The organism is Mesorhizobium sp. M1A.F.Ca.IN.022.06.1.1, assembly GCF_003952605.1.
In the GTDB taxonomy this organism is placed as follows: Bacteria; Pseudomonadota; Alphaproteobacteria; order Rhizobiales; family Rhizobiaceae; genus Mesorhizobium.
In genome coordinates this window covers 3,637,843-3,661,041 of record NZ_CP034455.1, presented here as the reverse complement: position 1 = coordinate 3,661,041, position 23,199 = coordinate 3,637,843, and the positions used below count along the sequence as shown (strand labels likewise).

The window sequence follows — 23,199 nt, the reverse complement described above, 5'->3', positions numbered from 1 at the left end:
CCATAGCGGACGCAGGGGATTGGCGGCTTAAGCCTTCTTCACCGCCAGCGTCGTCGCAAGGTCTTCCATGCGCTGCGCAAGTGCCGCGAGCGCGGTCGTCAGCACGCTGTCGCTCTTGTCGGCCTTGGTCAGCGCCTCGTCGCGCGTCTTGCGCAGCGTCAGCACCTCGCTCTCCATGCCCTTGACCCGCTTGTTGAGCTCCGAAAGCTCATCCATCACCATGATGCCGGCCATGACGGTCAGCCGCTGGTCGCCGATCTCGCCGAACGAATCCTTCAAATGCATGACATACCGGTCGAAGCGCTCGGCGAGGTCGATCAGATGCTCTTCCTGGCCCTCGTCGCAAGCCATCCGGTACTGCTTGCCGTCGATGGAAACGGTGACCTGTGCCATTGGCTTACCTGTCCAGTACCGCGCGAATGGTTTCCATGGCGGTCACCAGCCGGCGCGACACTTCCTTGTTGGCATCTTCCAGCCGTTCGGCGCGGGCCTCGGAATTGTCGAGCTCCTGCGCCAGCCGCGAGCGGTCGGCGTTCATGCGCTGCACCTCGGCCTCGGCTTCGGAATAGTCGCGCTCATGCTCGAGCCGCGCCGCCACGGCGTTTTCCAGTCCCTCCATGGCTTTGCCGAGCCTGGCGATGACTTCCTTGAGGGTCGTTTCCCCGGTCATGGCCTTCGTCCTATGCCCTGCCCGTCACCGAATCGCTCACGTTCAGAACGCGTTATCTCGGAAAGATTAGGCGCCGGGTGAAGCGCGCGTCAATAAAGCTCTCGCGACTGTCCCCCGCTAACGCTAATGTAGCGTCGCCGGCGCCTTCACAAGGCCGGCAAAAAAGCACCGATTTGTTGACTCAAAGGCCGCGCCTGCTATGTGTCGCGCACCCTTTCCACGGGCTCTCCCAAGGCTCCAACCCCTATTCCGGAGGAAGCATGACCTCGCGTGAACAACATGATCGGATGGCCAATGCGATCCGTTTTCTTTCCATGGACGCCGTCGAGAAGGCCAATTCCGGCCACCCCGGCCTGCCCATGGGCTGCGCCGACATCGCTACGGTGCTGTTCACCCGCTTCCTGAAATTCGACGCCAAGGCCCCCCACTGGGCAGACCGCGACCGTTTCATCCTGTCGGCCGGCCACGGCTCGATGCTGCTCTATTCGCTCCTGTACCTCACCGGCTACGAGGACATGACGATCGACCAGATCAAGAATTTCCGCCAACTCGGATCTAGGACCGCCGGCCATCCCGAATACGGCCATGCCGCCGGCATCGAGACCACCACCGGTCCGCTCGGCCAGGGCCTCGCCAACTCGGTCGGCTTCGCGCTCGGCGAGCGCATCATGAATGCCGCCTTCGGCAACGACCTTGTCGACCACTACACCTATGTGCTGGCCGGTGACGGCTGCTTGATGGAAGGCGTCTCCCAGGAAGCCATCGCGCTCGCGGGCCATCTCAAGCTCAACAAGCTGATCGTCTTCTGGGACAACAACAACATCTCGATCGACGGCCCGGTCTCGCTCGCCGACAACACCGACCAGGTCGCCCGCTTCCAGGCCAGCGGCTGGAACGCCAGCCACATCGACGGCACCGATCCGGAAGCCATCGCCTATGCCATCGAAGCCGCCCGCCATTCCGACAAGCCGACGATGATCGCCTGCAAGACGACCATCGGCTTCGGCGCCCCGACCAAGGCCGGCACCAACAAGGCGCATGGCTCGCCGCTCGGCGCCGACGAAATCGCCGGCGCCCGCAAATTCTTCAACTGGGAATCGCCGCCCTTCGAGATTCCGGCCGACATCCTCGACGCCTGGCGCGGCGTCGGCACCGCCGGCGCCAAGGCGCGCGCCGATTGGGAAGGCCGCCTTGCCAAGGCCGACGCCAAGCTGAAGGGCGAATTCGAGCGCCGCCTCGCCGGCAAGCTGCCGGACAATTTCGACGCCGTCATCGCCGAGTACAAGAAGAAGCTCTCGGCCGACAAGCCGAAGGTGGCCACCCGTAAGTCCTCGGAAATGGCGCTGGAAGTGATCAACGGCGCTGTTCCCGAAACCATCGGCGGCTCGGCCGACCTCACCGGCTCCAACAACACCAAGACCAGCCAGACCAAGAACATCACTCCGGACGACTACGGCCAGCGCTATGTTCATTACGGCATCCGCGAGCACGGCATGGCGGCGGCCATCAACGGGTTGACGCTGCATGGCGGCCTGATCGCCTATGGCGGCACCTTCTTGTGTTTCTCCGACTATGCCCGGCCCTCGATGCGCCTTGCCTCGCTGATGGGCATCCGCTCGATCTTCGTCATGACCCATGACTCGATCGGCCTCGGCGAGGACGGCCCGACCCACCAGCCGGTCGAGCATCTGGCCGCACTGCGCGCCATTCCGAACCACAACGTCTTCCGCCCGGCCGACGCGGTCGAGACGGCGGAATGTTGGCAGCTGGCGTTGGAGTCCGAAAAGACGCCTTCGACGCTCGCGCTGACCCGCCAGAACCTGCCGACCGTGCGCAGCGAACACAGCGAGAAGAACCTCAGCGCCTCGGGCGCTTATGAGCTTGCCGCGGCAAACGGCGAGGCGGCCGTGACGATCTTCGCCACGGGCTCGGAGGTCGAGGTCGCCCTCGGCGCCCGCGAGTTGCTCGAAAAACACGGCCATCCGACCCGCGTCGTATCGGTGCCCTGCTTCGAGCTGTTCGACCAGCAGGACGAGGACTATCGCAGGAAGACCATCGGCAACGCCAAGGTGAAGGTCGCTATCGAGGCCGGCATCCGCCGGGGCTGGGACCACCTGATCGGTATCGACGGCATCTTCGTCGGCATGACCGGCTTCGGCGCCTCCGGCTCGATCGAGCAGCTCTATCCGCATTTCGGCATCACCGCCGAGGCCGCGGCGAAGGCCGTGGAGGCACGCCTGCACGGCAAGTGAGCCATCGCATGTCGCTCAAAAGCGCGCAGCGATCTCGAGCGGCATGCACAAAAAGCAACGCCCCGTCCGGCGAAGCCCTTCAAAGGATGTCGCCGGACTGGACCAACCTAATCGATTTAAATTCCGGCTTCTGCGGCTGGATTCTTCGCACGCCCGCCGCTATGAAGCAGCGGACCCATCCACTTTCCAGTGCCCAGGGAGAGAAACATGACCGTCAGAGTTGCCATCAACGGATTTGGCCGCATCGGCCGCAACATCCTGCGCGCCATTCATGAATCCGGCCGCAAGGACATCGATGTCGTCGCCGTCAACGACCTCGGGCCGGTAGAGACCAACGCGCATCTGCTCCGCTACGACAGCGTGCATGGCCGCTTCCCGCATGAAGTGACGGTCGACGGCGACCAGATCTCCGTCGGCAAGGAGAAGTTCAAGGTCACCGCCATCAAGGATCCGACCCAGCTGCCCTGGAAAGATCTCGGCATCGACATCGCGCTCGAATGCACCGGTATCTTCACCGCGCGCGACAAGGCTGCCGCGCATCTGACCGCCGGCGCCAAGCGCGTCATCGTCTCGGCCCCGGCCGAAGGCGCCGATCTCACGGTCGTCTACGGCATCAACCACGACAAGCTGACCAAGGACCACGTCGTCATCTCCAACGCGTCCTGCACCACCAACTGCCTGGCCCCGCTTGCCGCCGTGCTGCACGAGACCGTCGGCATCGAGAAGGGCATGATGACGACGATCCATTCCTACACCGGCGACCAGCCGACGCTGGACACCATGCACAAGGACCTTTACCGGGCCCGCGCCGCGGCGCTGTCGCAGATCCCGACCTCGACCGGTGCCGCCAAGGCGATCGGTCTGGTGCTGCCCGACCTCAAGGGCAAGCTCGACGGCATCTCCATCCGCGTGCCGACCCCGAACGTCTCGGTCGTCGATTTCAAATTCATCGCCAAGCGCTCGACCACCGCGCAGGAGATCAACGAAGCGCTGATCGCCGCCTCCAAGGGCAAGCTGAAGGGCGTGCTCTCGGTCACCCATCACCCGAACGTCTCGATCGATTTCAACCACGATCCGCACTCCTCGATCGCGGCGCTCGACCAGACCAAGGTCATGGACGGCAACTTCGTCTCGGTACTCTCCTGGTACGACAACGAATGGGGCTTCTCGAACCGCATGGGCGACACGGCTGTCGCCTTCGGCAAGACCATCGCCTGACCTCAGGCTTCCTTTTTGATCGTGTGAAACGCCCGGCTTCGGCCGGGCCCCGGCTTCGGCCGGGCGTTTTTCGTTCGACGCAGCGGCATGGGGCAAAAAAGCCACGCTGCCGCCTTGCACTGGTCATGTCTTCGCCCCACTCTGCCGTAAAGCGGGAGGGACGCGGATTTGAGGGGCAATTCCGGATGGAGCATGCGATCTATCTCGTGACGCTGGTCGGCACAGCGCTTGTTGTCGCCGCCGCCTTTTCGAGCCTGATCGCCTTTCGCTTCGGCGCACCCCTGCTGCTCCTCTTCCTCTGCATTGGCCTTGCCACCGGCGTCGACGGCCTTGGCATCGAATTCGACAATGCGCGGCTGGCTTATTTCGCCGGCTCGTTGGCTTTGGCCATTATCCTGTTCGATTCCGGTTTCGGCACGCCGCTCAACGCCTTGCGCCAGGCGGCCGGGCCGGCGCTGTCGCTGGCCACCGTCGGCGTCCTCCTGACCACCGGCATCTTCGGCGTCGCCGCCTACTACCTCCTCAATCTCAGCTGGCTGGAATCCTCGCTGCTCGGCGCCGCCGTCGCTTCGACCGACGCAGCGGCGGTGTTCTTCCTACTGCGCGCCGGGGAGATCCATTTGCGCGAGCGCGTCCGCTCGACGCTCGAGGTTGAATCCGGCACCAATGATCCGATCGCCATCTTCCTCACCATCTCTTTGGTCGAGATCATCGCCGCGCATGCCAACCCCGAGGCAAACGTTCTCGCCACCAGTTTGGTGATCGGCTTCGTCATCAACATGGGACTCGGCGCCATCATCGGCGTGCTCGGCGGCTTGGCGATCGTGCGCCTCGTCGAGCGACTGAACCTCGACCATGGCCTGCTGCCGATCTTCGTGCTGACGCTGTCGCTGATGGTGTTCGCCGCGGCCGGCGCCGTCGGCGGCTCGGGCTTCCTTGCGGTGTATCTCGCCGGCCTCGTCGCCGGCAATTCCGACATTCGCGCCGTCACCATCCTGAAGCGCTTCCAGGACGGCATGTCGTGGCTCGCGCAGATCATCATGTTTTTGATCCTCGGCCTGTTTGCCACGCCCTCGCAGTTCCCTGCGATCCTGCTGCCGGCGATCCTACTCGGGCTGTTCCTGATCTTCGTGGCGCGGCCCTTGGCCGTCTGGCTCTGCCTGATGCCGTTCCGCCTGCCGCGTCCGGAGGTCGCTTTCGTCTCTTGGGTTGGGTTGCGAGGCGCCGTTTCGATCCTGCTTGCCATCACGCCACTGCTCGGCGGCCTCGCCAACGGTCGCCTCATCTTCAATGTCGCCTTCATCATCGTGCTGGTCTCGCTGGTGGTGCAAGGTTGGACCGTCGGTCCGCTGGCGCGCCGCCTCGGCCTCATCGTGCCGGCAAGGCTTGGACCTCTCGACAAGGTCGAGCTCGAGCTGCCGGGCTCGGCTCACCACGAGCTGCTCGCCTATCGCGTCGCCCCCGGTAGTCCGGTGGCGCGCGGCGAACGCATCCCGCGCTGGGCGAGGCCTTCGCTGGTGCTGCGCGATGGCCGCTCCATGCGGTTCCAGGACATGGGCCGGCTCGCCGCCGGCGATCAGGTCTACATCTTCGTGCCGGACCGCTATCCGCGCTTGCTCGACAAGCTCTTCGCCAGCCGCGCCGTCGTCGACCCCGAGGATGCCGACTTCTTTGGCGCCTTTGCCGTCGATCCGGCCCGCTCCGCCGCCGAGCTCGAAGCCGCCTATGGGCCCGGCCTCACCGAGGCCGAACAGAAGCTCACCGTCGCGGCGCTGGTCACCGAGCGGCTCGGCGGCCAGGCCGAATATGCCGACCGCGTGATGATCGGCCCGATCGAGCTGATCGTACGCGATGTCGACGAGAAGGGCCGGATCACCGGGCTTGGCCTGTCCTTCGAGCCGACCGCGCCGGTGGCGCGCGTGCCGGTTTTCCTGAGCGCCGGCGAGATCGCCGACCGCATCGCCGCCTTTATCCGCGGCTGGCGCAAACCAGCGCCAAGCAAGGTTCCTCAAAGCGAGCCGGACGAAATGACGACGTCCAAGCCCATAGCGCCAAAATCAGCCAGCGAGAGCTGACGTCACACAACGACATCATTTTTGCACGCGCTGTGCGGCCCAGGCCTTGCATCGTGCCCGGTGGCGGGTAAGGTCGCCGCGTTTTTGGCGGAAAGGACGACCATGGCCGGCTTCAAGACACTCGACGATATCGGCGCCGTTGGCGGCAAGCGCATCCTGGTGCGCGTCGACCTCAACGTTCCCGTCGCCGACGGCAAGGTGACGGACGCCACCCGCATCGAGCGCATCGCGCCGACCATTTCCGAGCTCTCCGGCAAAGGCGCCAGGGTGATCCTGCTCGCGCATTTCGGTCGCCCGAAGGACGGTCCGTCGGCCGAATTCTCGCTGGAGCCGATCGCTCGCGCCACGGCGGAAGTGCTCGGCCGCCCGGTCGGCTTCGCCTCCGACTGCATCGGCGACAAGGCCGCCGACGCGGTTGCCGCCATGAAGGATGGCGACGTCCTGCTTTTGGAAAACACCCGCTTCCACAAGGCCGAGGAGAAGAACGATCAGGCCTTCACCGAAAAGCTCGCCGCCAATGGCGACATCTACGTCAACGACGCCTTTTCCGCCGCGCACCGCGCGCATGCGTCGACCGAAGGCCTGGCGCACCGCCTGCCGGCCTATGCCGGCCGCACCATGCAGGCCGAGCTCGACGCGTTGGAACAAGGTCTCGGCAATCCGGTGCGGCCCGTCGTGGCCATCGTCGGCGGCGCCAAGGTCTCGACCAAGATCGATCTTTTGATGAACCTGGTGAAGAAGGTCGACGCGCTGATCATCGGCGGCGGCATGGCCAACACCTTCCTCGCCGCGCGCGGTACCGATGTCGGCAAATCGCTCTGCGAGCATGACCTGGCCTCCACCGCCAAGCAGATCATGATCGAGGCGGCCGAAGCCGGCTGCGCCATCATTCTGCCCGCCGACGGCGTCGTGGCGAAGGAATTCAAGGCGGGTGCCGCCAGCCAAACCGTCGCCATCTCCGACGTGCCCGCAGACGGCATGATCCTCGATGTCGGCGAGAAAACCGTGAAGAGCGTCACCGATTGGATCGACCGCGCTGCCACGCTGGTCTGGAACGGCCCGCTCGGTGCATTCGAGATCGAACCCTTCGACCGCGCCACGGTGGCTGCGGCAAAGCATGCGGCAGCCCGCACAAAGGAAGGCAAGCTGGTTTCGGTCGCCGGCGGCGGCGACACGGTAGCCGCGCTCAACCATGCCGGCGTCGCCGACGATTTCACCTATGTCTCCACCGCCGGCGGCGCCTTCCTCGAATGGATGGAAGGCAAGCCGCTGCCGGGCGTCGAGGTGCTGAAGCGCTGAGTCAATTCAAGACTCTCCGAGCGGACGCAGCTATCGAGACTTTCAATCGATTCGAGCTTTTCGGCGTCATTCCTTTGGCGGTAGTGTTCTGCTAGCGCGGAATGAAACGCACCTTAGGAGAGCACCATGAGCGAACGTCTCGAAGACATTGCCGCCGCGATCGTGGCGGATGGCAAGGGCCTTTTGGCCGCCGATGAGAGCTCCGGCACCATCAAGAAGCGCTTCGACGTCATCGGCGTCGAATCGACCGCCGACAATCGGCGCGACTATCGCGAGATGATGTTCCGCGCCAAGGAGGCGATGACCAAGTATATTTCCGGCGTCATCCTCTATGACGAGACCATTCGCCAGAAGGCTGCCGACGGCACGCCGCTGGTCGACATCATCAAGGCCGCCGGCGCCATTCCGGGCATCAAGGTCGATGTCGGCGCCAAGCCTCTCGCCGGCTTTCCCGGCGATACCATCACCGAGGGTCTCGATGGCCTGCGCGAGCGGCTGGCGGACTACTATAAGCTCGGCGCCCGGTTCGCCAAATGGCGCGCGGTGATCGACATCGACACCGCCAAGGGCGTGCCGTCAGCCACCTCGATCGCCTCCAACGCGCATGCGCTGGCACGCTACGCCGCGCTCTGCCAAGAGGCAGGCATCGTGCCGATCGTCGAGCCGGAAGTGCTGATGGACGGCGCCCACTCGATCGACACCTGCTACGAGGTGAGCAAGGCGACCCTGCTGAAGCTCTATGGCGAGCTTTATGCCGCACGCGTGGTGCTCGAAGGCACCATCCTCAAGCCGAACATGGTCATCTCCGGCAAGAAATCGGGCAAGAAGGACAGTCCCGAAGCGGTCGCCCAGAAGACGATCAAGCTGTTTCGCGAAACCGTGCCCGTGGCGGTGCCCGGCATTGCCTTCCTGTCGGGCGGCCAGGACGACGAGGAAGCGACGGCCAACCTTAACGCCATCAACGTCATCGGCCCACATCCGTGGAAGCTCTCCTTCTCCTACGGCCGCGCCCTGCAGGCGGCCGCGCAGAAGGCCTGGAGCGGCAAGGCGTCGAACGTCGCCGCCGGCCAGGCTGCCTTCATCCATCGCGCCCACATGAATCATCTGGCGGCGCTCGGACAATGGCAGCCGGCGCTGGAAAAGGCCGCCTGATACCAATGCATCTCGCCCAGAAGTGTGCAGCGATTCTGGGGCAACGACATGCATCAACAACGACTTGAAGCGCGTCGACGCGCTTTGAGCTTTCCCTAAAGCCCTGAGAACCCGGGCGGCCAAGGCCCGGGTTTATCTTTGCCGGCCGCACTCCCAGCTGAGGCGTCGAACCAGCGGGGGCCAGCGCCGCCCTTCGCAGGCCGTCCTCACCTCAAATCGACGTGCCTCAAGTCCAATGCCCAAGCATGGCCGCCAGCGAGATTGCGGCCATTGCAAGCAGCGCCAGCTTCCAGAAATCGCTGCGGCGCTCAAGCCCCGGCCAGCCGAGCGGCTTGATGATCTGGATGAGCATGATGCCGATGATGACAAGGGCGAGCAGTTTCGTCATGCCGTCTTTGACCAGCATCTTCGGCGGCTGTCAAAGCGGTTCTTGGGCGCTTTCGCCATCGTATCGCTCCTGACAAACAAAGGGGCGCCCTGGGACCGCGCTGATCGTTCTGGCGCCGGCTTCGGCTACCTCGCACCCCTGCTGACAGACTGCTGTCAGCAGGGGTGTGAGATACTCCTCTCGTAAAAAAGAGGAGCTCGGTCATGAACGGTTTTACCATCCTGCGTAGCGTGCAGCACTATGTCGGCAAGATCCGCACCGTGCGGAACGAGATCCGGACCCAGCGTTTCCTGAACACTTTGCCGGCGGACATTCGCAAGGACATCGGTTGGCCGGACCTTTATAACGGCCGCGTGCGTGAGAACTGAAATTTTCGGCGCATGACTTGGATAGCGGCCATGGCGCGCCCAGATGTAATGTCGGTTGAAACGCTGGGTTTCAGGAAACACGCCGTTGTCCGGTGGTGGAGTGGCTGCAGCCTCCTGACACTATGTTGTCAGGAGGCTTGCGTTATTGAAGCAGCCTCGAACCTGCGGGAACCGGTTTTGGGACCGCGGCATGCGTAGAACCGAAGCCAAGGGGTCAAACGATGCGCCGCGCCGACAGGCTTTTCCAGATCGTGCAGCATCTGCGCGGAGGCAGACTGGTCACCGCGCAGAAGCTCGGGACGTGGCTCGAGGTGTCCGAGCGGACCATCTACCGCGATATAGCCGACTTGCAGTCGACCGGCGTGCCGATCGACGGCGAGGCGGGTGTCGGCTACATGATGAGGGAAGGTTTCGACCTTCCGCCGCTGATGTTCACGCGTGACGAGATCGTGGCGCTGGTTGCCGGCGCCCGCATGGTGCGCGCCTTTGGCGGCGCGGCGATGGCAAGGGCCGCCGACGAGGCGCTCGTCAAGATCGGCGCGGTGCTGCCCGACACGGAAAAGGATCGCATCGCGCGCACCGAGATCCACACGCCGATGTGGGTGGTGAGCGATGCCGCGCGCGAGGCGATCGACCTCATCGAGCGCGCCATCGAGAAGCGCCAGGTGCTCACCATCGACTACTCGGACGAAGCCGGGCGGGGCACGGCGCGCGACATCCGGCCGCTGGGCCTCTGGTTCTGGGGCAAGGTCTGGACCCTGGTCGCTTGGTGCGAGATGCGCGACGATTTTCGCGCCTTCCGCATCGACCGCATCGCCTCGGTGGTGATTGCCGGGCGTATCTACAAGCCGGAGCGCGGCAAGCAGCTCGCCGACTTCTACCGCGCCGTGGAACGCAGCGAGGATTACGGCATGGCGCCCGATCGAGCGGCGCGGACCTGACCTCCCCAGGCACGGCCGACAAAAAAGCACGCGCGAAGCGGGCTTTTTTGTCGGGCTGGGAGACCTTACTCCTCTTCCCCGTCTTCTTTCTTGTCCTTCGACTTCAGCGCCGAAAGCTTGGCGAACACGGCGTTGGCGTCGAGCTCCTGATCCTCGTCCTTCGGCTTCTCCGGAGCCGGCGTCAGCCTTTCGGTCAGCGCCGCCGGCAGCAGCGTGTCGCCGGCAGCCGGCTGTGCCTGCTCGCGGCCGCGCGAGGCGCGGTTGACTTCCATGTCGAGGTCGATCTGCGAGGTCAGGCCCAGCGTCACCGGATCCATCGGCTGCAGATTGGCCGAGTTCCAATGCCGGCGCTCCCGAATCTGCTCGATCGTCGACTTGGTCGTGCCGACCAGCCGCGCGATCTGCGCATCCTTGAGTTCGGGATGGTTGCGTACCAGCCAGAGAATGGCGTTCGGCCGGTCCTGGCGTTTCGACAGCGGCGTGTAGCGCGGGCCTTTGCGCTTCGATTCCGGCACCCGCACCTTGGGGTCCGAGAGTTTCAGCCGATGGTTCGGATCCTTCTCGCCGCGCGCGATCTCGTCGCGGGTGAGCTGGCCGGTCATGATCGGGTCCATGCCCTTGATGCCCTGCGCCGACTCGCCGTCCGCGATCGCCTTGACCTCCAGCGGATGCAGCCCGCAGAACTGCGCGATCTGCTCGAAGGAGAGCGCGGTGTTGTCGACCAGCCAGACGGCGGTGGCCTTGGGCATCAGCAGCGTATTGGCCATGTCAAAAATCCTTCTCGTTCGCCCGCGTTCCCGCGCGGGCGGTGGTTTTAGAGCCACCAAAATGGGAAATTCGCGGCCTGTATAAACGCTCCGTCACGATTTCGCAATGTTTTTGGGAGGCGAGCAGCCGGGACCCAAAAAGACAAAACCCGCCGGACGGAGTCCAGCGGGTTCGGAACCGGAGACGAGCAAGCGTCTGCGACGGCTCTGGCTTCGAGACTGCGGCCCGGCCTTGCGGCCGGGTCGTGCTTCAAATCAAAGAGCCTGGCGAGCGATACGCTCGATGTCGCCGCGGTTGATGCCGAGGTCGTTCAGCTGGCGGGCGTTCAGCTTGTTCAGCTCACGCACCGTCTCATTGTAGAGGCGCCAGTTGCGGAAAGCGCGGATCGGGTTCATTTCAGTCCTCCATTCACGGGATCAGTTGTTCGATGGCGCGTAAATAGGCACCCTTGCTTACGAATTGAACGGACTCTTTTGCATGGCGGCAATGCATTTTGTGCATTGCAGCATTAGGCCTTTGTTCAGTCTCTCGTCAGGGATCCGAACGCCCAGGATGCGTCGAGGATTCAGGTCAGGCCAAGCCCAAAACGGTTGGTCCGCAAACCGGAGCGGAACGTACTTAAAGTACGTGAGCAGCGGAAGCGCAGGACACAATTGTTTGCAGGCCGGCCTCACCTATAGGGCGACATCCTAGCCGACGTCGAGGACGATCTTGCCGATATGCTCGCCCTCCTCCATCCGCTCATGCGCCCGCCAGGCCTCCGTCAGTGGGAAGATCATGTCCATGACCGGAGCGACCTTGCGGGTGCCGAGCAGCGGCCAGACCTGAGCCTCGAGCGCCGCCGCGATGGCTGCCTTGAATTCGACGGTGCGCGGCCGAAGCGTCGAGCCGGTATGGACAAGGCGCTTGACCATGAGCTTTGCGAAGTCGGTGCTGGCGACCGCACCGGCCTGTACGGCGATCTGGACGATGCGTCCTTCGACCGCCGCCGCATCGTAGTTGCGCGCCACATAGTCGCCGCCCACCATGTCGAGGATGACGTCGGCGCCTCGGCCGCCGGTTGCGTCCTTGACCTCGGCAACGAAGTCCTGCTGGCGATAATTGATCGCCCGGTCGGCGCCGAGCCTAAGACAGGCGTCGCACTTCTCCTTGCTGCCGGCCGTGGTGACGACATAGGCACCGAATGCCGAGGCGAGCTGTATGGCCGTGGTGCCGATGCCGGACGAGCCGCCATGGACAAGCAACGTCTCGCCTTTCTTCAGCCCGCCGCGCTCGAACACGTTGTGCCAGACGGTGAAGTAGTTCTCCGGCACGGCGGCGGCCTCGGAATAGGTGAAGCCCGCCGGGATCGGCAGCACGCTGCCGGCATGGACCTTGACATATTCGGCATAGCCGCCGCCCGGCGTCAGCGCGCAGACCCGGTCGCCGGTGCGCCAGCGCGATATCGCGTCGCCGAGCGCCGCGATCTCACCGGCCGCCTCGAGCCCGGGCAGGTCCGAGGCGCCGGGCGGCGGCGGATAGGCGCCTTTGCGCTGCTGCACGTCGGGCCTGTTGACGCCGGCCGCGTGCACGCGGATGAGGACCTCGCCGGGGCCGGGCGTGGGCACGTCGCGCGTCTCCGGCTTCAGCACCCTGGGACCGCCAGGCTGCGAGATTGCGATCGCCGTCATCTTTGCCGGAATATGCTGTCCGCTTGCCATGAATTGTCCCGTTTCCTCATGCCGCTGGCCGGCTGTTTGCATCGGCATCCCTGCCCTATGTATGCTCATTACCAAATCAGGCAAATGGTGAAATCAGGGAGAAGCGACGATGGCGATCTTCGACGACGAACCCAGGAAGAAGCCCCGCCCACACGAGATCGGACAGGATCTGTCGCTGCTGTCTGTCGATGATTTGTCCGAGCGCATTGACCTGCTGCGCGAAGAGATCGCGAGGCTGGAAGCCGAGCGGGCCGCCAGGGGCGCCACCAAATCCGCCGCCGAGGCACTGTTTCGCCGCGGATAATCCTGGCTGCATGGCCAGCCGCCCCGGAAAAGCCTGAAAGCGACTGCCAGAGCTGCACCCTCAAACAGACCTGCGCTTCGAAATTACCAGCCGGATCAGCCTATGTTCGCAACCTACCGACCGATCCTCTCGCTGCTGCGCGGCACCGCGTTCCTGCTGGCGGCCTCCGGCCTGCATGGCCTGCTTTTGCCGCTGCGCGGCCAGCTTGAGGGGTTCTCGACCGCCTCGCTCGGCCTGATGGGCACGGCATGGGCGGGCGGCTTCGTCACTGGCTGTTTCTTCGCGCCGCGGCTGGTGCGCCGTGCCGGTCATGTCAGGGCGTTCGGCGCCTTCGCCGCCTCCGGCGCAATCATTGCGCTCCTCACCGGCCTCATCATCGACGAGTATTTCTGGATCCTGCTGCGCGCCTTCACCGGCTTCACCATGGCCGGCGCCTTCATGGTCATCGAAAGCTGGCTGAATGAGAAGGCCACCAACGAGAATCGCGGCACCGTCTTCGGCCTCTATATGATGGTCACCTATGCTTCGATCATGGGCGGCCAGATGATCGTCGCCGGCGGCGATGTGAAATCGGCCTCGCTGTTCATGATCACCGGCATCCTGTTCTGCCTGTCGCTCCTTCCGACTGCGGTGTCGACCCAGTCGCATCCGAAGCCGCTGCAGGATGTCAAGCTCGACGTCAAAGGCCTCTACGCCAATTCGCCCGTGTCGGCGGTTGCCTGCCTTCTGATCGGCATAGCCAATGGCGCCTGGGGCACGCTCGGCGCCGTCTATGGCGCCCGCATCGGCATCTCTACCGCCGAGATCGCGCTCATGATGAGCCTGGTGGTCATCGCCGGCGCGGCCATGCAGCTTCCCGCGGGCCGGCTATCCGACACCACGGACCGCCGTTTCGTGCTGGCGGGCGCAGCCTTCGGCGCGGCACTGTTTGCCGTGCTGGTCTTTCTGGTCGAGCCGCGTTCCGGCGTTTTCGTCATCTTGCTGACGGCCGCCTACGGCGCCTTCGCATACACGCTCTATTCGATCGCCGTCGCGCATGCCAACGACCACGCGCGGGCGGAGGATTTCGTCAAGGTTTCCGGCGGCCTGCTGTTGCTCTATGGCTTCGGCACCATGATCGGACCGCTGCTGGCCGCCGCTTTGATGGGCTGGCTGCGCCCCGAAGCGCTCTTCCTTGCGACCGCGCTCGCGCATCTCTGCCTTGCCGGTTACACCCTGCTCCGCATCCGCGCCCGCGCGCCGGTTCCGATCGAGAACCGCGATGCCTTCAAGACGCAGCCGGCCGACCGCGCCGTCACGCCGGAAGCCTTGCGGCTCGACCCGCGCACAAAGGTTGAAACCGATGGTTGAGATTTGGGGAACTTTGCCCCACAAATGAGGCATGATGTTTTCCGACGCTTTCGTGGCGATAGCCGATCCCAACCGGCGCTATCTCTTGGAAGAGCTCCGGCGCGGTCCCAAGACGGTGAATGAGTTGGCCGCCGGTTTGCCGGTTTCGCGCCCGGCCGTTTCCCAGCATCTGAAAGTCCTGCTCGACGCCGGTCTGGTCAAAGCCAGGGCCGAGGGCACCAGACGCGTCTACGCCGTCAGCACCGCCGGCTTCCTCAGGCTGAATGTTTGGCTGGATCAATTTTGGGAACTCTCCCCTGGAGAGTGACCGCTGGCCACCAGCCGGAGGCCTCAGTTCGCTGCCTGCAGCGCCGCGCCAAGCGCGTCGAGCAGTTCGCCCGTTCCATGCTGGCGCGTGGCCGGCGAGTCGATGCCGTCGAAGAAGGCCCCTTGCTCCGTAAGAATAAGTCGCGTTCCCTTGCCTTCCGCGATGAGCTCGATCGTCGCCAGCGAAACCGAAACTCGGGTTTCGCCGAACAGCAGCTCATAGCTGTAGACGATGCGTTTGTTCGGCACGATGTCCTGGTAGACGGCGTTGAAGAAATGCGTCTGCCCGTCGCTCGGGCAGCCGGCATTCACCTCCTTGCCGCCGATGCGAAAGTCCATTTCATGCCGGCTCGGCATCGGGTTGTCGGGATCGAAGAACCAGCGCTTCTTGGCCGCCGGATCGCTGAGCGCGAAATAGACCTTTTCGGGCGGCGCCGGATAGTGGCGTTCGATGACGAAGGTGGAATGGACGACGGATCGTTCGGTCATGACGGGCCCCTTCAGGTTTGGTCGGTGATGTCCGTGAGAAAATCGCCGAGCCGGTCGAGCCGGCGTTCCCAGGCCAGTCGCCGCTCGTTGATCCAATGCTCGGCTGCCCGCAATGCGTTTGGCTCGATCCGGCAGGTTCGCACCCGGCCAAGCTTCTCGGTGCTCACCAACCCGCTCGTCTCGAGAACGGCGAGATGCTGGACGACGGCCGACAGCGACATCGCCAGCGGCTCGGCCAGCTGACTGACCGATGCCGGTCCGCGCGACAGACGTTCCACCATCTGGCGCCGGGCGGGATCGGCAAGCGCCTGGAACATCAGGTCGAGCTGGGCGGGATCATGCAGCATCGAGGCCTAGCCATTATTGTAGGGGAAGAACTTGAAATAGGGCTGCGCCTCCTCGATCACGCGGGCGAAGCTGGGCCGTTCGAGCAGACGGTCGTGATAGCGCTTCACGGCGGGGAATTTGTCGCCGAACGGCTCGACCTTGTTGGCGTAAAACAGCGCCGGCGAGGCGGCGCAGTCGGCCAAAGTGAAATGGTCGCCGACCGCCCACGTTTTTGACTGCATCTCCCGTTCGATGATGGCGTAGGAATTGCGCAGCTGCTCGCGCGCCTGCTCGACTCCGAACGGATCGGTCTTGTTTTGCGGCCGCAGCCGGTCGCCGACGATCTTCTGCATCGGCTCCTGCACGTAGAAGTCGTAGAAGCGGTCTGCCTGGCGCACCTTGATGGCGAGGTCGACGTCGGCGGGAATGAGCTCGACCGGCCCGGGATAGTAGGCGGTGAGATATTCGATTACGATGGTCGATTCCATAACCGTGCGGCCCCGCGCGTCATCGCGCAGGGCCGGCATCTTGCCCGTCGGCGAAACCTTCAGGAAAGCCGCGCGCGACGGCGCATCGCCGAGATCGACGATCTGCGGCGCAAACGGCGTGTTGTTTTCGTAGACCGCGATCAGCGGCTTCCAGCAGAAGGAAGCGAGCGGATGGAAATACAGCGTCAGGGACATTTTTTCTCCTGTCGGCGGAGGTCGAGGCAATACTGAAGTGATCACTTAACTATTTTCGCAGACCGCTGGTGTCAATCCTAATCCCGCCGGGCTAGCCAAATGCGGCGATTGCTTCGACGATGTGCGGCCAATCGTTGCGGTGCAGTTCGTGGCCGCCGCCTTCGATCCGCACCAGCCTGCCGCCGGCAACCGCGGCGGTGAGCGCCTCGCCGTGCTCGATCGGGAAGAGCGGATCGGTAGTGCCGTGGATGACGAGCAGCGGCACGGTCAAATCCCTTATTCGCCGCTCCGGGCCGCCGCTCTTCAGCAGGAAGTGGTTGGTGGCGCTGGCGAGACCGCCGGACCGATCGTAGTCCTCCTCGATCATCGCACGTGTCCGTTCGCTGTCGAACGAATGCAGGGTGCTGGCGATTGCGCGAGCGTCCCTGACCATGAAGTCGATCACCTGTTGCCGGTTCGACCAATCGACATCGGCACCTTCGGCGGAATGCTCTCGGTAGGCCTCGCTCGTCCCCGGCAAACCGGACGTATCGACACCGAGCGGTGAGCTGGAGACCACGGTCAGCGCGCTGACCCGTTCGGGATATTTCAGCGCCACGATCTGCGCGATCATGCCGCCCATCGACATGCCGACGACCTGCGCCTTGGCGATATTGTGATCGTCGAGCACACGGACGGCATCATCGACCATGTCCTCGAACCCGTAAGGCGGCGCGCCCGGCGTGTACTTGGTCGAGAGACCAGTGTCGCGATTGTCGTAGCGGATGACGAAACGGCCGCGCTCGGCAAGCGCCCGGCAAAAGGCTTCCGGCCACCAGAGCATCGAGGCCATGGCGCCCATGATCAGAAGGATCGCCGGGTCGGCCGGATCGCCGAAGCTTTCCGAATGGATCTCAGGGCGAGGCAAGATGGTCATCCTTCTCTCCTCCATCTCCCAATCTGCTTGCATATTGCAATCAGTTGCACGATAAGCAGGCTGATATCATATTGCAACCGGTTTTTGGAGACTGGCATGAACACCGAGCACCGCTCCGGCTGCCCGATCAATCTGTCGCTGGAAGTTTTCGGCGACCGCTGGAGCCTGATCATCCTGCGCGACATTATCTTCGGCGCCAGGCGACATTTTCGGGAATTGCTCAACGGCTCGATCGAAGGCATTGCCTCCAACATCCTGGCCGATCGCCTGAAGCGGCTGATGGAGCTCGGCCTCCTGACCAAGGCGGACGATCCCAGCCACAAGCAGAAGGCGATCTACAGCCTGACCGAGATGGCAATTGCCCTTGTGCCGATCATGGCGCATCTCGGCGCCTGGGGCCGCGTCTGGCTGCCGGTCAGCGAGGAGCTGTCGATCCGAGCCGAGCTGCTCGAAAAAGGCGGCCCGCCGTTGTGGGATCGGTTCATGGACGAATTGCGCCACGAACATCTTGGAGCGCCGGTGAAGACGCCGCCCGGCACGCCGACCGTGCGCCGGCAGTTGCAGACCGCCTATGAGGCGGTTGTCGCCCGCAAGCCTCAGGCCGCCGCAGGTTGACGGCTTTTTGGACCGCGGGTCGCCGGGTGCAATCCTAGTTTAAGTTGATATCCCGGCTTGCCGACCGCATCGACACGGAGAAGCCGGCCAGCACATCGAACAGCGCGATGATCATCAGCGAAAAGAAGACCGAATGCGCGGCGCCCTTCACCAGCAGGAACTCGACCAGGAAGGCGATGAAGACCAGCGTCGACAACAGATGATCCAGGATCGACGCATTGGTGGTGCGCACCGATTTCGATATCTCGACGAAGAGGAAGATCAGCCCGATTAGCACCATCAGGTCGCCGAGCGTCATCGAGAAGACGCCGCCCGACATCATCCGGAACGAGAACATTTCGATCGTCCACGGATCGTCGCCGCCGCCGAACAGGCCGAGCAGTCCGAGGTTGTAGAGGACGAAGGGCACGATCAGCAGCGGGATGGCACCGAACATCTGGGCGTCTCCAATGAGGCACCCTTTTGTAAAAGGCGCGGCGGGCACGCCGTCAAGGCTTTTCGGCGATGGCGCCGAACACGCTCTAAATCCTAATGAAATAACGATGTCAGCCGTTTTCCCGCTGCCTTTTCGGCGGCTCGTGCCCAGCCAGCGCGAGGACCTTCATCCGGTCGCCAGAATCAAAAAGACCGGCCAGCGGCCGGTCCTCTGAAAACGTCACAACCATGGAAGCTTCTCAGCTTTCCCGTGCAAGCTTCTCAGCTTTCCTTCGGCTCCAGCACCTGGCGGCCGCGATACATGCCGGTCTTCAGGTCGATGTGGTGCGGCCGGCGCATTTCGCCGGAATTCTTGTCCTCGACATAGGTCGGGGCCTTGAGGGCGTCGGCCGAGCGGCGCATGCCGCGCTTCGACGGAGAGGTTTTTCTTTTTGGAACGGCCATGGATATGCTCCACTACATGGTCAAAATGCCCCGGCAACCCTCGCGAAAGGGCCGCATCGAGGCCATAATCTGAGAAAGTCGGGTGCCTATACACGCCTTGCGCCGTTTTGGCCAGCACTGGCGCGAATTTTTTTGAGCCGGCGCCGGGTCACCTTAATCGAGGCAACCGACATAAGCGCCCGAGCGCCCGGCGCGCCGCTCGATCAGATTGGCGAGGCGCCTCAACCCCGGGCCTGGCCTGGCCGGATTGCGTGCGATCGGGTTGGGCAGGCTGACGGCAAGCAACGCTGCCTGCCGGCGCGACAATTGCCTGGCCGAGACGCCGAAATGATGCTGCGCGGCCGCCTCGATGCCGTATATGCCTGGCCCCCATTCCGCGATGTTAAGATAGATCTCCATGATGCGGCGCTTCGACATCACCGCATCGAAATAGACGGCCAGTGGCAACTCGACCACCTTGCGCACGCTGCCCAGCGGCCGCGACCACAAAAACAGGTTCTTCACCGTCTGCATGGTGATGGTGGAGGCGCCGCGCGTCGCCTCGCCGGCAAGCGCATCGTCGACCACGCCGCGCAATTCGCCGAGGTCGACGCCGCGATGGAAGCAGAACTGCCCGTCTTCCGACATGATCACCGAATGCATGAGCACCGGCGCCACATCGTCGATCGAAACCCAGCGCCGGTCGTAGCCGGAGAAGGTGACAAGATCCTTCAGCATCAGCGTCGAAACCGGATGCACGACGGGCGGCAGATAGAGGAAGGTGAGCGCGACCGGCATCGCGGCCAGCACGATCGCCGCGACCAGGCAGCGCCGGCCAAGGCGCTTGAGACCGGCGCGGTTCAGGCGCCGCGGCCGTGCCATGTCCAGCCCTTCGCTTTCATGTTCGACGATCGGTTCCGTCAAGTCGCCCCACCCGTGCCACCCGCTACTTCGGCATAATGGCGCGAGGCTGCTTGCGCAACGTCTGAGTGTCGGCTACCGGTCCCGGCCATGTTGAAAGACGACCAGGTGGCCTTCGAATCCGCGCTTTTTACGCGCGCCGCAGCAGTCGAGGTCCTGCTGCGGCAGGTCTTCGACGCGCCTCTGCTCTCCGGCGAGATCGCACGGCCGGAACGCCTGATGGCGGCGATGCGCCACGGCGTGCTCAACGGCGGCAAGCGGCTCCGACCTTTTCTGGTGGTGGAAAGCGCGGCGCTGTTTTCGGCAAATGACGAGGCGGCGCTGCGCGTCGCCGCCGCGCTCGAATGCGTGCATTGCTATTCGCTGATCCATGACGATCTTCCTGCCATGGACGACGACGATCTGCGCCGCGGCCAGCCGACGGTGCACAAAGCTTTCGACGAGGCAACCGCGATCCTTGCCGGCGACGCGCTCTTGACTTTGGCCTTCGACATCATCGCCGACGAGGCGACCGCGTTGCCGGCCGAGCGGCGGGCGGCGCTGGTGCTGGCGCTCGCCCGCGCCGCCGGAACCGGCGGCATGGTCGGCGGCCAGACGCTCGACCTCGAGGCCGAGCGCAAGCGGCCGGACGAGGCCGGCATCATCCGTCTGCAGGCGATGAAGACAGGCGCGCTGATCCGTTTTGCCTGCGAAGCAGGCGCCATCATCGCCGGCGCATCCGCCGTCGACCGTGAAAGGCTGGCGGAGTTCGGCTCGGCGATCGGTCTTGCCTTCCAGCTAGCCGACGACCTGCTCGATCTCACCGCCGACGCAAAGCAGATGGGCAAGGCGACCAAGAAGGACGCCGCTGCCGGCAAGGCCACACTTGCCGCGCTGCACGGCGCCGATTGGGCACGCGAGCAGCTTCACGGCCTCATCGACCAGGCTCATGCACTGCTGGAGCCCTATGGCGAGCAGGCGGATTTGCTGAAGGCGGCGGCAACGTTTGTCGCCACGCGGAGCAGCTGAGACCGCAGCCGACGTCGCGGAGCTCAGGTCGCGGCTTTCACCCCCGCCCCGCGGCGTTCGCCACCACGAAAGCCGCGTAAAGCGACTGCCGCGCCGTGATGAACAAGCGATTGCGCTTGGGACCGCCGAAAGTCAGGTTGGCCACCGTCTCCGGGATGAGGATCTTGCCGATCAGCGTGCCGTCTGGATCGAAGCAGTGGACGCCGTCGCCGGCCCCTGCCCAGACGCGGCCGGTCGTGTCCACCCTGAACCCGTCGAACAGACCGGCCGTGCAGGTGGTGAAAACGCCGAGTTCGCGCAGATTGTTGCCCTCGACAGCGAACTTGCGGATGTGCCTTGGCCCGTCCTTCTGATGCGTGACGCCTGTGTCGCCGACATAGAGGATCGTCTCGTCTGGGGAGAAGGCGAGGCCGTTGGGTTTTGCCATGGTCGAGACAACTCGCGTTACCTCACCGGTTGCAGGATCGGCACGATAGACATGACATCCCTCGATCTCTTGCTCGGCGCGGTCGCCCTCGTAGTCGGTGGCGATACCGTAGGGCGGGTCGGAAAGCCACACCGTGCCATCCGAGCGCACCACCACATCGTTGGGCGAGTTCAAGCGCCTGCCTTCGAAGCGGTCGGCGATCACCGTGATCGAGCCGTCATGCTCGGTGCGGGTGACGCGCCGCGCTTGATGCTCGCAGGTGACCAGCCGCCCCTGCGTATCGACAGTGTTGCCGTTGGCGTTGTTTGAGGGCGAGCGGAAGACCGAGACCGCGCCGCTGGTGTCGTCGTAGCGCATGATGCGGTCATTCGGGATGTCGGAGAAAAGAAGATACCGGCCGGCGGCGAACCACGCCGGGCCCTCGAGCCAGCGCCCGCCGGTCCACAGCCGCTCGACCGCAACGTGACCGACGAAACACCGCTCGAACCGCTCGTCGAGAACTTCGAACCCGGCGCCTTCAATGTCTCCGAACATGGTACTTCTCCGCGAAAACCGCCTCATCGATAGCCGGCGCGTTGACCCATTTTCAAGACTTGACCTGCACAAATGTTAGCGATAACATCCGTCGCAATTCAGTCATTTGCTTGGCTTGGGAGGAGGCCAAAAAATGCGGCCCAGGCTCATCGAATTCATCGACATCTCCAAGCGCTTCGGCGGCACCCTGGCGCTGAAGTCGGTCTCGCTCGACATCCATGAGGGCGAGATCGTCGCGCTGCTCGGCGAGAACGGCGCCGGCAAATCCACGCTGATCAAGACGCTCGCCGGCATCCACAAGCGCGACCAGGGCACGATCCGCTTTCGCGGCGAGGATTATCACCATCGCCCGCCCCGCCCCAATCAGCCGCAGAAGGTCGCCTTCATCCATCAGGACCTCGGCTTGATCGAATGGATGACCGTGGCCGAGAATGTCGGCATGGCGCAGGGTTTTTCGCGCCGCATCAGCCTGATCGACTGGCAAGACACCGAGCGCCGCGCCGAGCGCGCGCTGGCGCTGGTCGGCTGTGCCTTCGATCCGGCGACGCGCGTGCAGGACCTCTCCCGCACCGAAAAGTCTCTGGTGGCGATTGCCCGGGCTTTGGCCACCGAGGCCGACGTCTTGGTCCTCGACGAGCCGACGGCGAGCCTGCCGGCGGACGAGGTCGAGCGCCTGTTCGAGGCGCTCCGGCCGCTGCGCGAGCGCGGCGTCGGCATGATCTATGTCTCGCACCGGCTGGACGAGGTGTTCCGCATCGCCGACCGCGTCGCCGTCATGCGCGACGGCCGCATGGTCGCGGTCAAGCCGGTGGCCGAGACCACGCCGCAGGAACTGGTCGATCTCATCGTCGGCCGGCCGGCGCACCAGATGTTTGCCAAGTCGCATTGGCGGGACGGGCCGGAACGGCTCAGGGTGGAAAACCTGACTTGCGGCAGTGTCGGTCCGGTTCGCTTCGAGGCACGGTCCGGCGAGTTGCTTGGCCTGGTCGGCCTGCGCGGCGCCGGGCAGGAAGCTGTCGGCCGTGCGCTGTTTGGGACTGAAGCTTTCGACGGCTTGGTCTGGCTCGACGGCAAGCGCCTCGACCTGTCCTCGGTCGGCGCCGCTCTTGCCGCCGGTGTCGGACTGATTGCGCGTGACCGCACCGAGGAATCCGTGGCGCTGTCGCTCTCGGTGCGCGAGAACATGTATCTCAACCCCTCGGCCGTCGGCCGCGGGCTCTTCTCCTTCATGAAGCCGGCCCGGGAAAGCGAGCTGACGCGGGAGCTCGGCGCACGGCTGGGGCTGCGGCCCAATGACCCGCACCTGCCGATCGAGGCGCTCTCCGGCGGCAACCAGCAGAAGGTGGTCGTCGGCCGCTGGCTGGCGACGGGCCGTAAGCTTCTGATCGCCGAGGATCCGACTGCGGGCGTCGATGTCGGCGCCAAGGCCGAGATCTATCGGCTGATCGCCGCCGCGGTCGAAGCCGGGCTGGCAGTGATCGTCGTCTCCACCGATTTCGAGGAAGTCGCCCACATCTGTCACCGCGCGCTCGTCTTCTCGCACAATCGCATCGTGCGCGAGCTCGCCGGCGATGCCTTGACGACGGCGGCGCTCATCAGCGCCGCTTCCGTGTCCGAAGCCGCCTGAGGA

Annotated in this window: 27 protein-coding genes; 13 read left to right on the top strand and 14 right to left on the bottom strand. The window is 64.3% G+C overall.

What is annotated here, in order from left to right:
• Positions 1-27 precede the first annotated feature (27 nt).
• Both EJ078_RS17525 and EJ078_RS17520 read right to left on the bottom strand, forming a co-directional pair.
• A complete protein-coding gene (locus tag EJ078_RS17525) occupies positions 28-393 on the bottom strand; it encodes a cell division protein ZapA (protein WP_067002048.1) in 366 nt (121 codons plus the stop codon).
• Positions 394-397: 4 nt separating this feature from the next.
• Positions 398-670 (bottom strand): DUF4164 domain-containing protein, encoded by a 273-nt coding sequence (locus EJ078_RS17520; RefSeq protein ID WP_040973690.1) that lies wholly within the window; start codon positions 668-670, stop codon positions 398-400.
• 260 nt (positions 671-930) lie between these two features.
• Between EJ078_RS17520 and tkt the strand changes: the two genes are divergently transcribed.
• The 5 genes from tkt to EJ078_RS17495 all read left to right on the top strand — a co-directional run bounded on the left by tkt (position 931) and on the right by EJ078_RS17495 (position 8,666).
• Positions 931-2,922, top strand: a complete 1,992-nt coding sequence (gene tkt, locus EJ078_RS17515; protein ID WP_127215035.1) for a transketolase — start codon at positions 931-933, stop codon at positions 2,920-2,922.
• A gap of 207 nt (positions 2,923-3,129) precedes the next feature.
• The gene (gene gap / locus EJ078_RS17510; RefSeq protein ID WP_067002042.1) at positions 3,130-4,140 is read left to right on the top strand and encodes a type I glyceraldehyde-3-phosphate dehydrogenase; all 1,011 of its coding nucleotides are present in this window, start codon (positions 3,130-3,132) and stop codon (positions 4,138-4,140) included.
• A gap of 185 nt (positions 4,141-4,325) precedes the next feature.
• The gene (locus EJ078_RS17505) at positions 4,326-6,215 is read left to right on the top strand and encodes a potassium/proton antiporter (protein WP_067319317.1); all 1,890 of its coding nucleotides are present in this window, start codon (positions 4,326-4,328) and stop codon (positions 6,213-6,215) included.
• A 102-nt stretch (positions 6,216-6,317) separates the two neighbouring features.
• A complete protein-coding gene (locus tag EJ078_RS17500; RefSeq protein ID WP_127215037.1) occupies positions 6,318-7,514 on the top strand; it encodes a phosphoglycerate kinase in 1,197 nt (398 codons plus the stop codon).
• Between the two features lie 126 nt (positions 7,515-7,640).
• Positions 7,641-8,666, top strand: coding sequence for a class I fructose-bisphosphate aldolase (locus EJ078_RS17495; RefSeq protein WP_095782513.1), 1,026 nt, complete (start codon positions 7,641-7,643; stop codon positions 8,664-8,666).
• A gap of 226 nt (positions 8,667-8,892) precedes the next feature.
• On the opposite strand, the gene EJ078_RS17490 is transcribed toward EJ078_RS17495, so the two are convergent.
• Complete coding sequence (locus EJ078_RS17490) at positions 8,893-9,072, bottom strand: hypothetical protein (protein ID WP_164750800.1); 180 nt, start codon at positions 9,070-9,072, stop codon at positions 8,893-8,895.
• A 185-nt stretch (positions 9,073-9,257) separates the two neighbouring features.
• On the opposite strand from EJ078_RS17490, the gene EJ078_RS17485 reads away from it, so the two are divergent.
• A complete protein-coding gene (locus EJ078_RS17485; RefSeq protein ID WP_082953649.1) occupies positions 9,258-9,422 on the top strand; it encodes a hypothetical protein in 165 nt (54 codons plus the stop codon).
• 221 nt (positions 9,423-9,643) lie between these two features.
• The gene (locus tag EJ078_RS17480) at positions 9,644-10,363 is read left to right on the top strand and encodes a YafY family protein (protein ID WP_059189944.1); all 720 of its coding nucleotides are present in this window, start codon (positions 9,644-9,646) and stop codon (positions 10,361-10,363) included.
• A gap of 65 nt (positions 10,364-10,428) precedes the next feature.
• On the opposite strand, the gene EJ078_RS17475 is transcribed toward EJ078_RS17480, so the two are convergent.
• From EJ078_RS17475 to EJ078_RS17465, 3 genes are all read right to left on the bottom strand, one after another.
• Positions 10,429-11,130: a DUF1013 domain-containing protein gene (locus EJ078_RS17475; protein ID WP_095799823.1), complete on the bottom strand. Its 702-nt coding sequence runs from the start codon at positions 11,128-11,130 to the stop codon at positions 10,429-10,431.
• 255 nt (positions 11,131-11,385) lie between these two features.
• Positions 11,386-11,526, bottom strand: a complete 141-nt coding sequence (locus tag EJ078_RS17470) for a DUF1127 domain-containing protein (protein ID WP_067002031.1) — start codon at positions 11,524-11,526, stop codon at positions 11,386-11,388.
• A 294-nt stretch (positions 11,527-11,820) separates the two neighbouring features.
• On the bottom strand, positions 11,821-12,831 hold the full coding sequence (locus EJ078_RS17465) for an NAD(P)H-quinone oxidoreductase (RefSeq protein ID WP_095828487.1): 1,011 nt from the start codon (positions 12,829-12,831) through the stop codon (positions 11,821-11,823).
• 109 nt (positions 12,832-12,940) lie between these two features.
• Between EJ078_RS17465 and EJ078_RS17460 the strand changes: the two genes are divergently transcribed.
• The 3 genes from EJ078_RS17460 to EJ078_RS17450 all read left to right on the top strand — a co-directional run bounded on the left by EJ078_RS17460 (position 12,941) and on the right by EJ078_RS17450 (position 14,792).
• On the top strand, positions 12,941-13,135 hold the full coding sequence (locus EJ078_RS17460) for a DUF1192 domain-containing protein (RefSeq protein WP_067002029.1): 195 nt from the start codon (positions 12,941-12,943) through the stop codon (positions 13,133-13,135).
• Positions 13,136-13,237: 102 nt separating this feature from the next.
• Positions 13,238-14,485: an MFS transporter gene (locus EJ078_RS17455; protein WP_067002026.1), complete on the top strand. Its 1,248-nt coding sequence runs from the start codon at positions 13,238-13,240 to the stop codon at positions 14,483-14,485.
• A 31-nt stretch (positions 14,486-14,516) separates the two neighbouring features.
• Positions 14,517-14,792, top strand: coding sequence for a metalloregulator ArsR/SmtB family transcription factor (locus EJ078_RS17450; protein WP_067319326.1), 276 nt, complete (start codon positions 14,517-14,519; stop codon positions 14,790-14,792).
• Between the two features lie 23 nt (positions 14,793-14,815).
• Here EJ078_RS17450 and EJ078_RS17445 read toward each other — a convergent pair whose 3' ends face one another.
• From EJ078_RS17445 to EJ078_RS17430, 4 genes are all read right to left on the bottom strand, one after another.
• Positions 14,816-15,280: an SRPBCC family protein gene (locus EJ078_RS17445; RefSeq protein WP_095799821.1), complete on the bottom strand. Its 465-nt coding sequence runs from the start codon at positions 15,278-15,280 to the stop codon at positions 14,816-14,818.
• Between the two features lie 11 nt (positions 15,281-15,291).
• Positions 15,292-15,627 (bottom strand): metalloregulator ArsR/SmtB family transcription factor, encoded by a 336-nt coding sequence (locus tag EJ078_RS17440; RefSeq protein ID WP_095799820.1) that lies wholly within the window; start codon positions 15,625-15,627, stop codon positions 15,292-15,294.
• 6 nt (positions 15,628-15,633) lie between these two features.
• On the bottom strand, positions 15,634-16,290 hold the full coding sequence (locus EJ078_RS17435; RefSeq protein WP_095799819.1) for a glutathione S-transferase family protein: 657 nt from the start codon (positions 16,288-16,290) through the stop codon (positions 15,634-15,636).
• Between the two features lie 91 nt (positions 16,291-16,381).
• Positions 16,382-17,206 carry an alpha/beta hydrolase gene (locus EJ078_RS17430; RefSeq protein ID WP_095799975.1) on the bottom strand — a complete coding sequence of 275 codons (825 nt, stop codon included), beginning with the start codon at positions 17,204-17,206 and terminating at the stop codon, positions 16,382-16,384.
• A gap of 96 nt (positions 17,207-17,302) precedes the next feature.
• On the opposite strand from EJ078_RS17430, the gene EJ078_RS17425 reads away from it, so the two are divergent.
• On the top strand, positions 17,303-17,821 hold the full coding sequence (locus tag EJ078_RS17425; RefSeq protein ID WP_208720757.1) for a helix-turn-helix domain-containing protein: 519 nt from the start codon (positions 17,303-17,305) through the stop codon (positions 17,819-17,821).
• Positions 17,822-17,855: 34 nt separating this feature from the next.
• On the opposite strand, the gene EJ078_RS17420 is transcribed toward EJ078_RS17425, so the two are convergent.
• The 3 genes from EJ078_RS17420 to EJ078_RS17410 form a co-directional block, all read right to left on the bottom strand.
• On the bottom strand, positions 17,856-18,257 hold the full coding sequence (locus tag EJ078_RS17420; RefSeq protein WP_095782517.1) for a hypothetical protein: 402 nt from the start codon (positions 18,255-18,257) through the stop codon (positions 17,856-17,858).
• Between the two features lie 260 nt (positions 18,258-18,517).
• On the bottom strand, positions 18,518-18,700 hold the full coding sequence (gene rpmF / locus EJ078_RS17415) for a 50S ribosomal protein L32 (protein ID WP_006203806.1): 183 nt from the start codon (positions 18,698-18,700) through the stop codon (positions 18,518-18,520).
• Between the two features lie 153 nt (positions 18,701-18,853).
• Complete coding sequence (locus tag EJ078_RS17410) at positions 18,854-19,561, bottom strand: transglycosylase domain-containing protein (RefSeq protein WP_095799974.1); 708 nt, start codon at positions 19,559-19,561, stop codon at positions 18,854-18,856.
• 129 nt (positions 19,562-19,690) lie between these two features.
• Between EJ078_RS17410 and EJ078_RS17405 the strand changes: the two genes are divergently transcribed.
• Complete coding sequence (locus tag EJ078_RS17405; RefSeq protein WP_095799817.1) at positions 19,691-20,608, top strand: polyprenyl synthetase family protein; 918 nt, start codon at positions 19,691-19,693, stop codon at positions 20,606-20,608.
• 37 nt (positions 20,609-20,645) lie between these two features.
• On the opposite strand, the gene EJ078_RS17400 is transcribed toward EJ078_RS17405, so the two are convergent.
• Complete coding sequence (locus EJ078_RS17400; protein WP_127403434.1) at positions 20,646-21,569, bottom strand: SMP-30/gluconolactonase/LRE family protein; 924 nt, start codon at positions 21,567-21,569, stop codon at positions 20,646-20,648.
• A 133-nt stretch (positions 21,570-21,702) separates the two neighbouring features.
• On the opposite strand from EJ078_RS17400, the gene EJ078_RS17395 reads away from it, so the two are divergent.
• Positions 21,703-23,196, top strand: a complete 1,494-nt coding sequence (locus EJ078_RS17395) for a sugar ABC transporter ATP-binding protein (protein WP_127215839.1) — start codon at positions 21,703-21,705, stop codon at positions 23,194-23,196.
• Positions 23,197-23,199 lie beyond the last annotated feature (3 nt).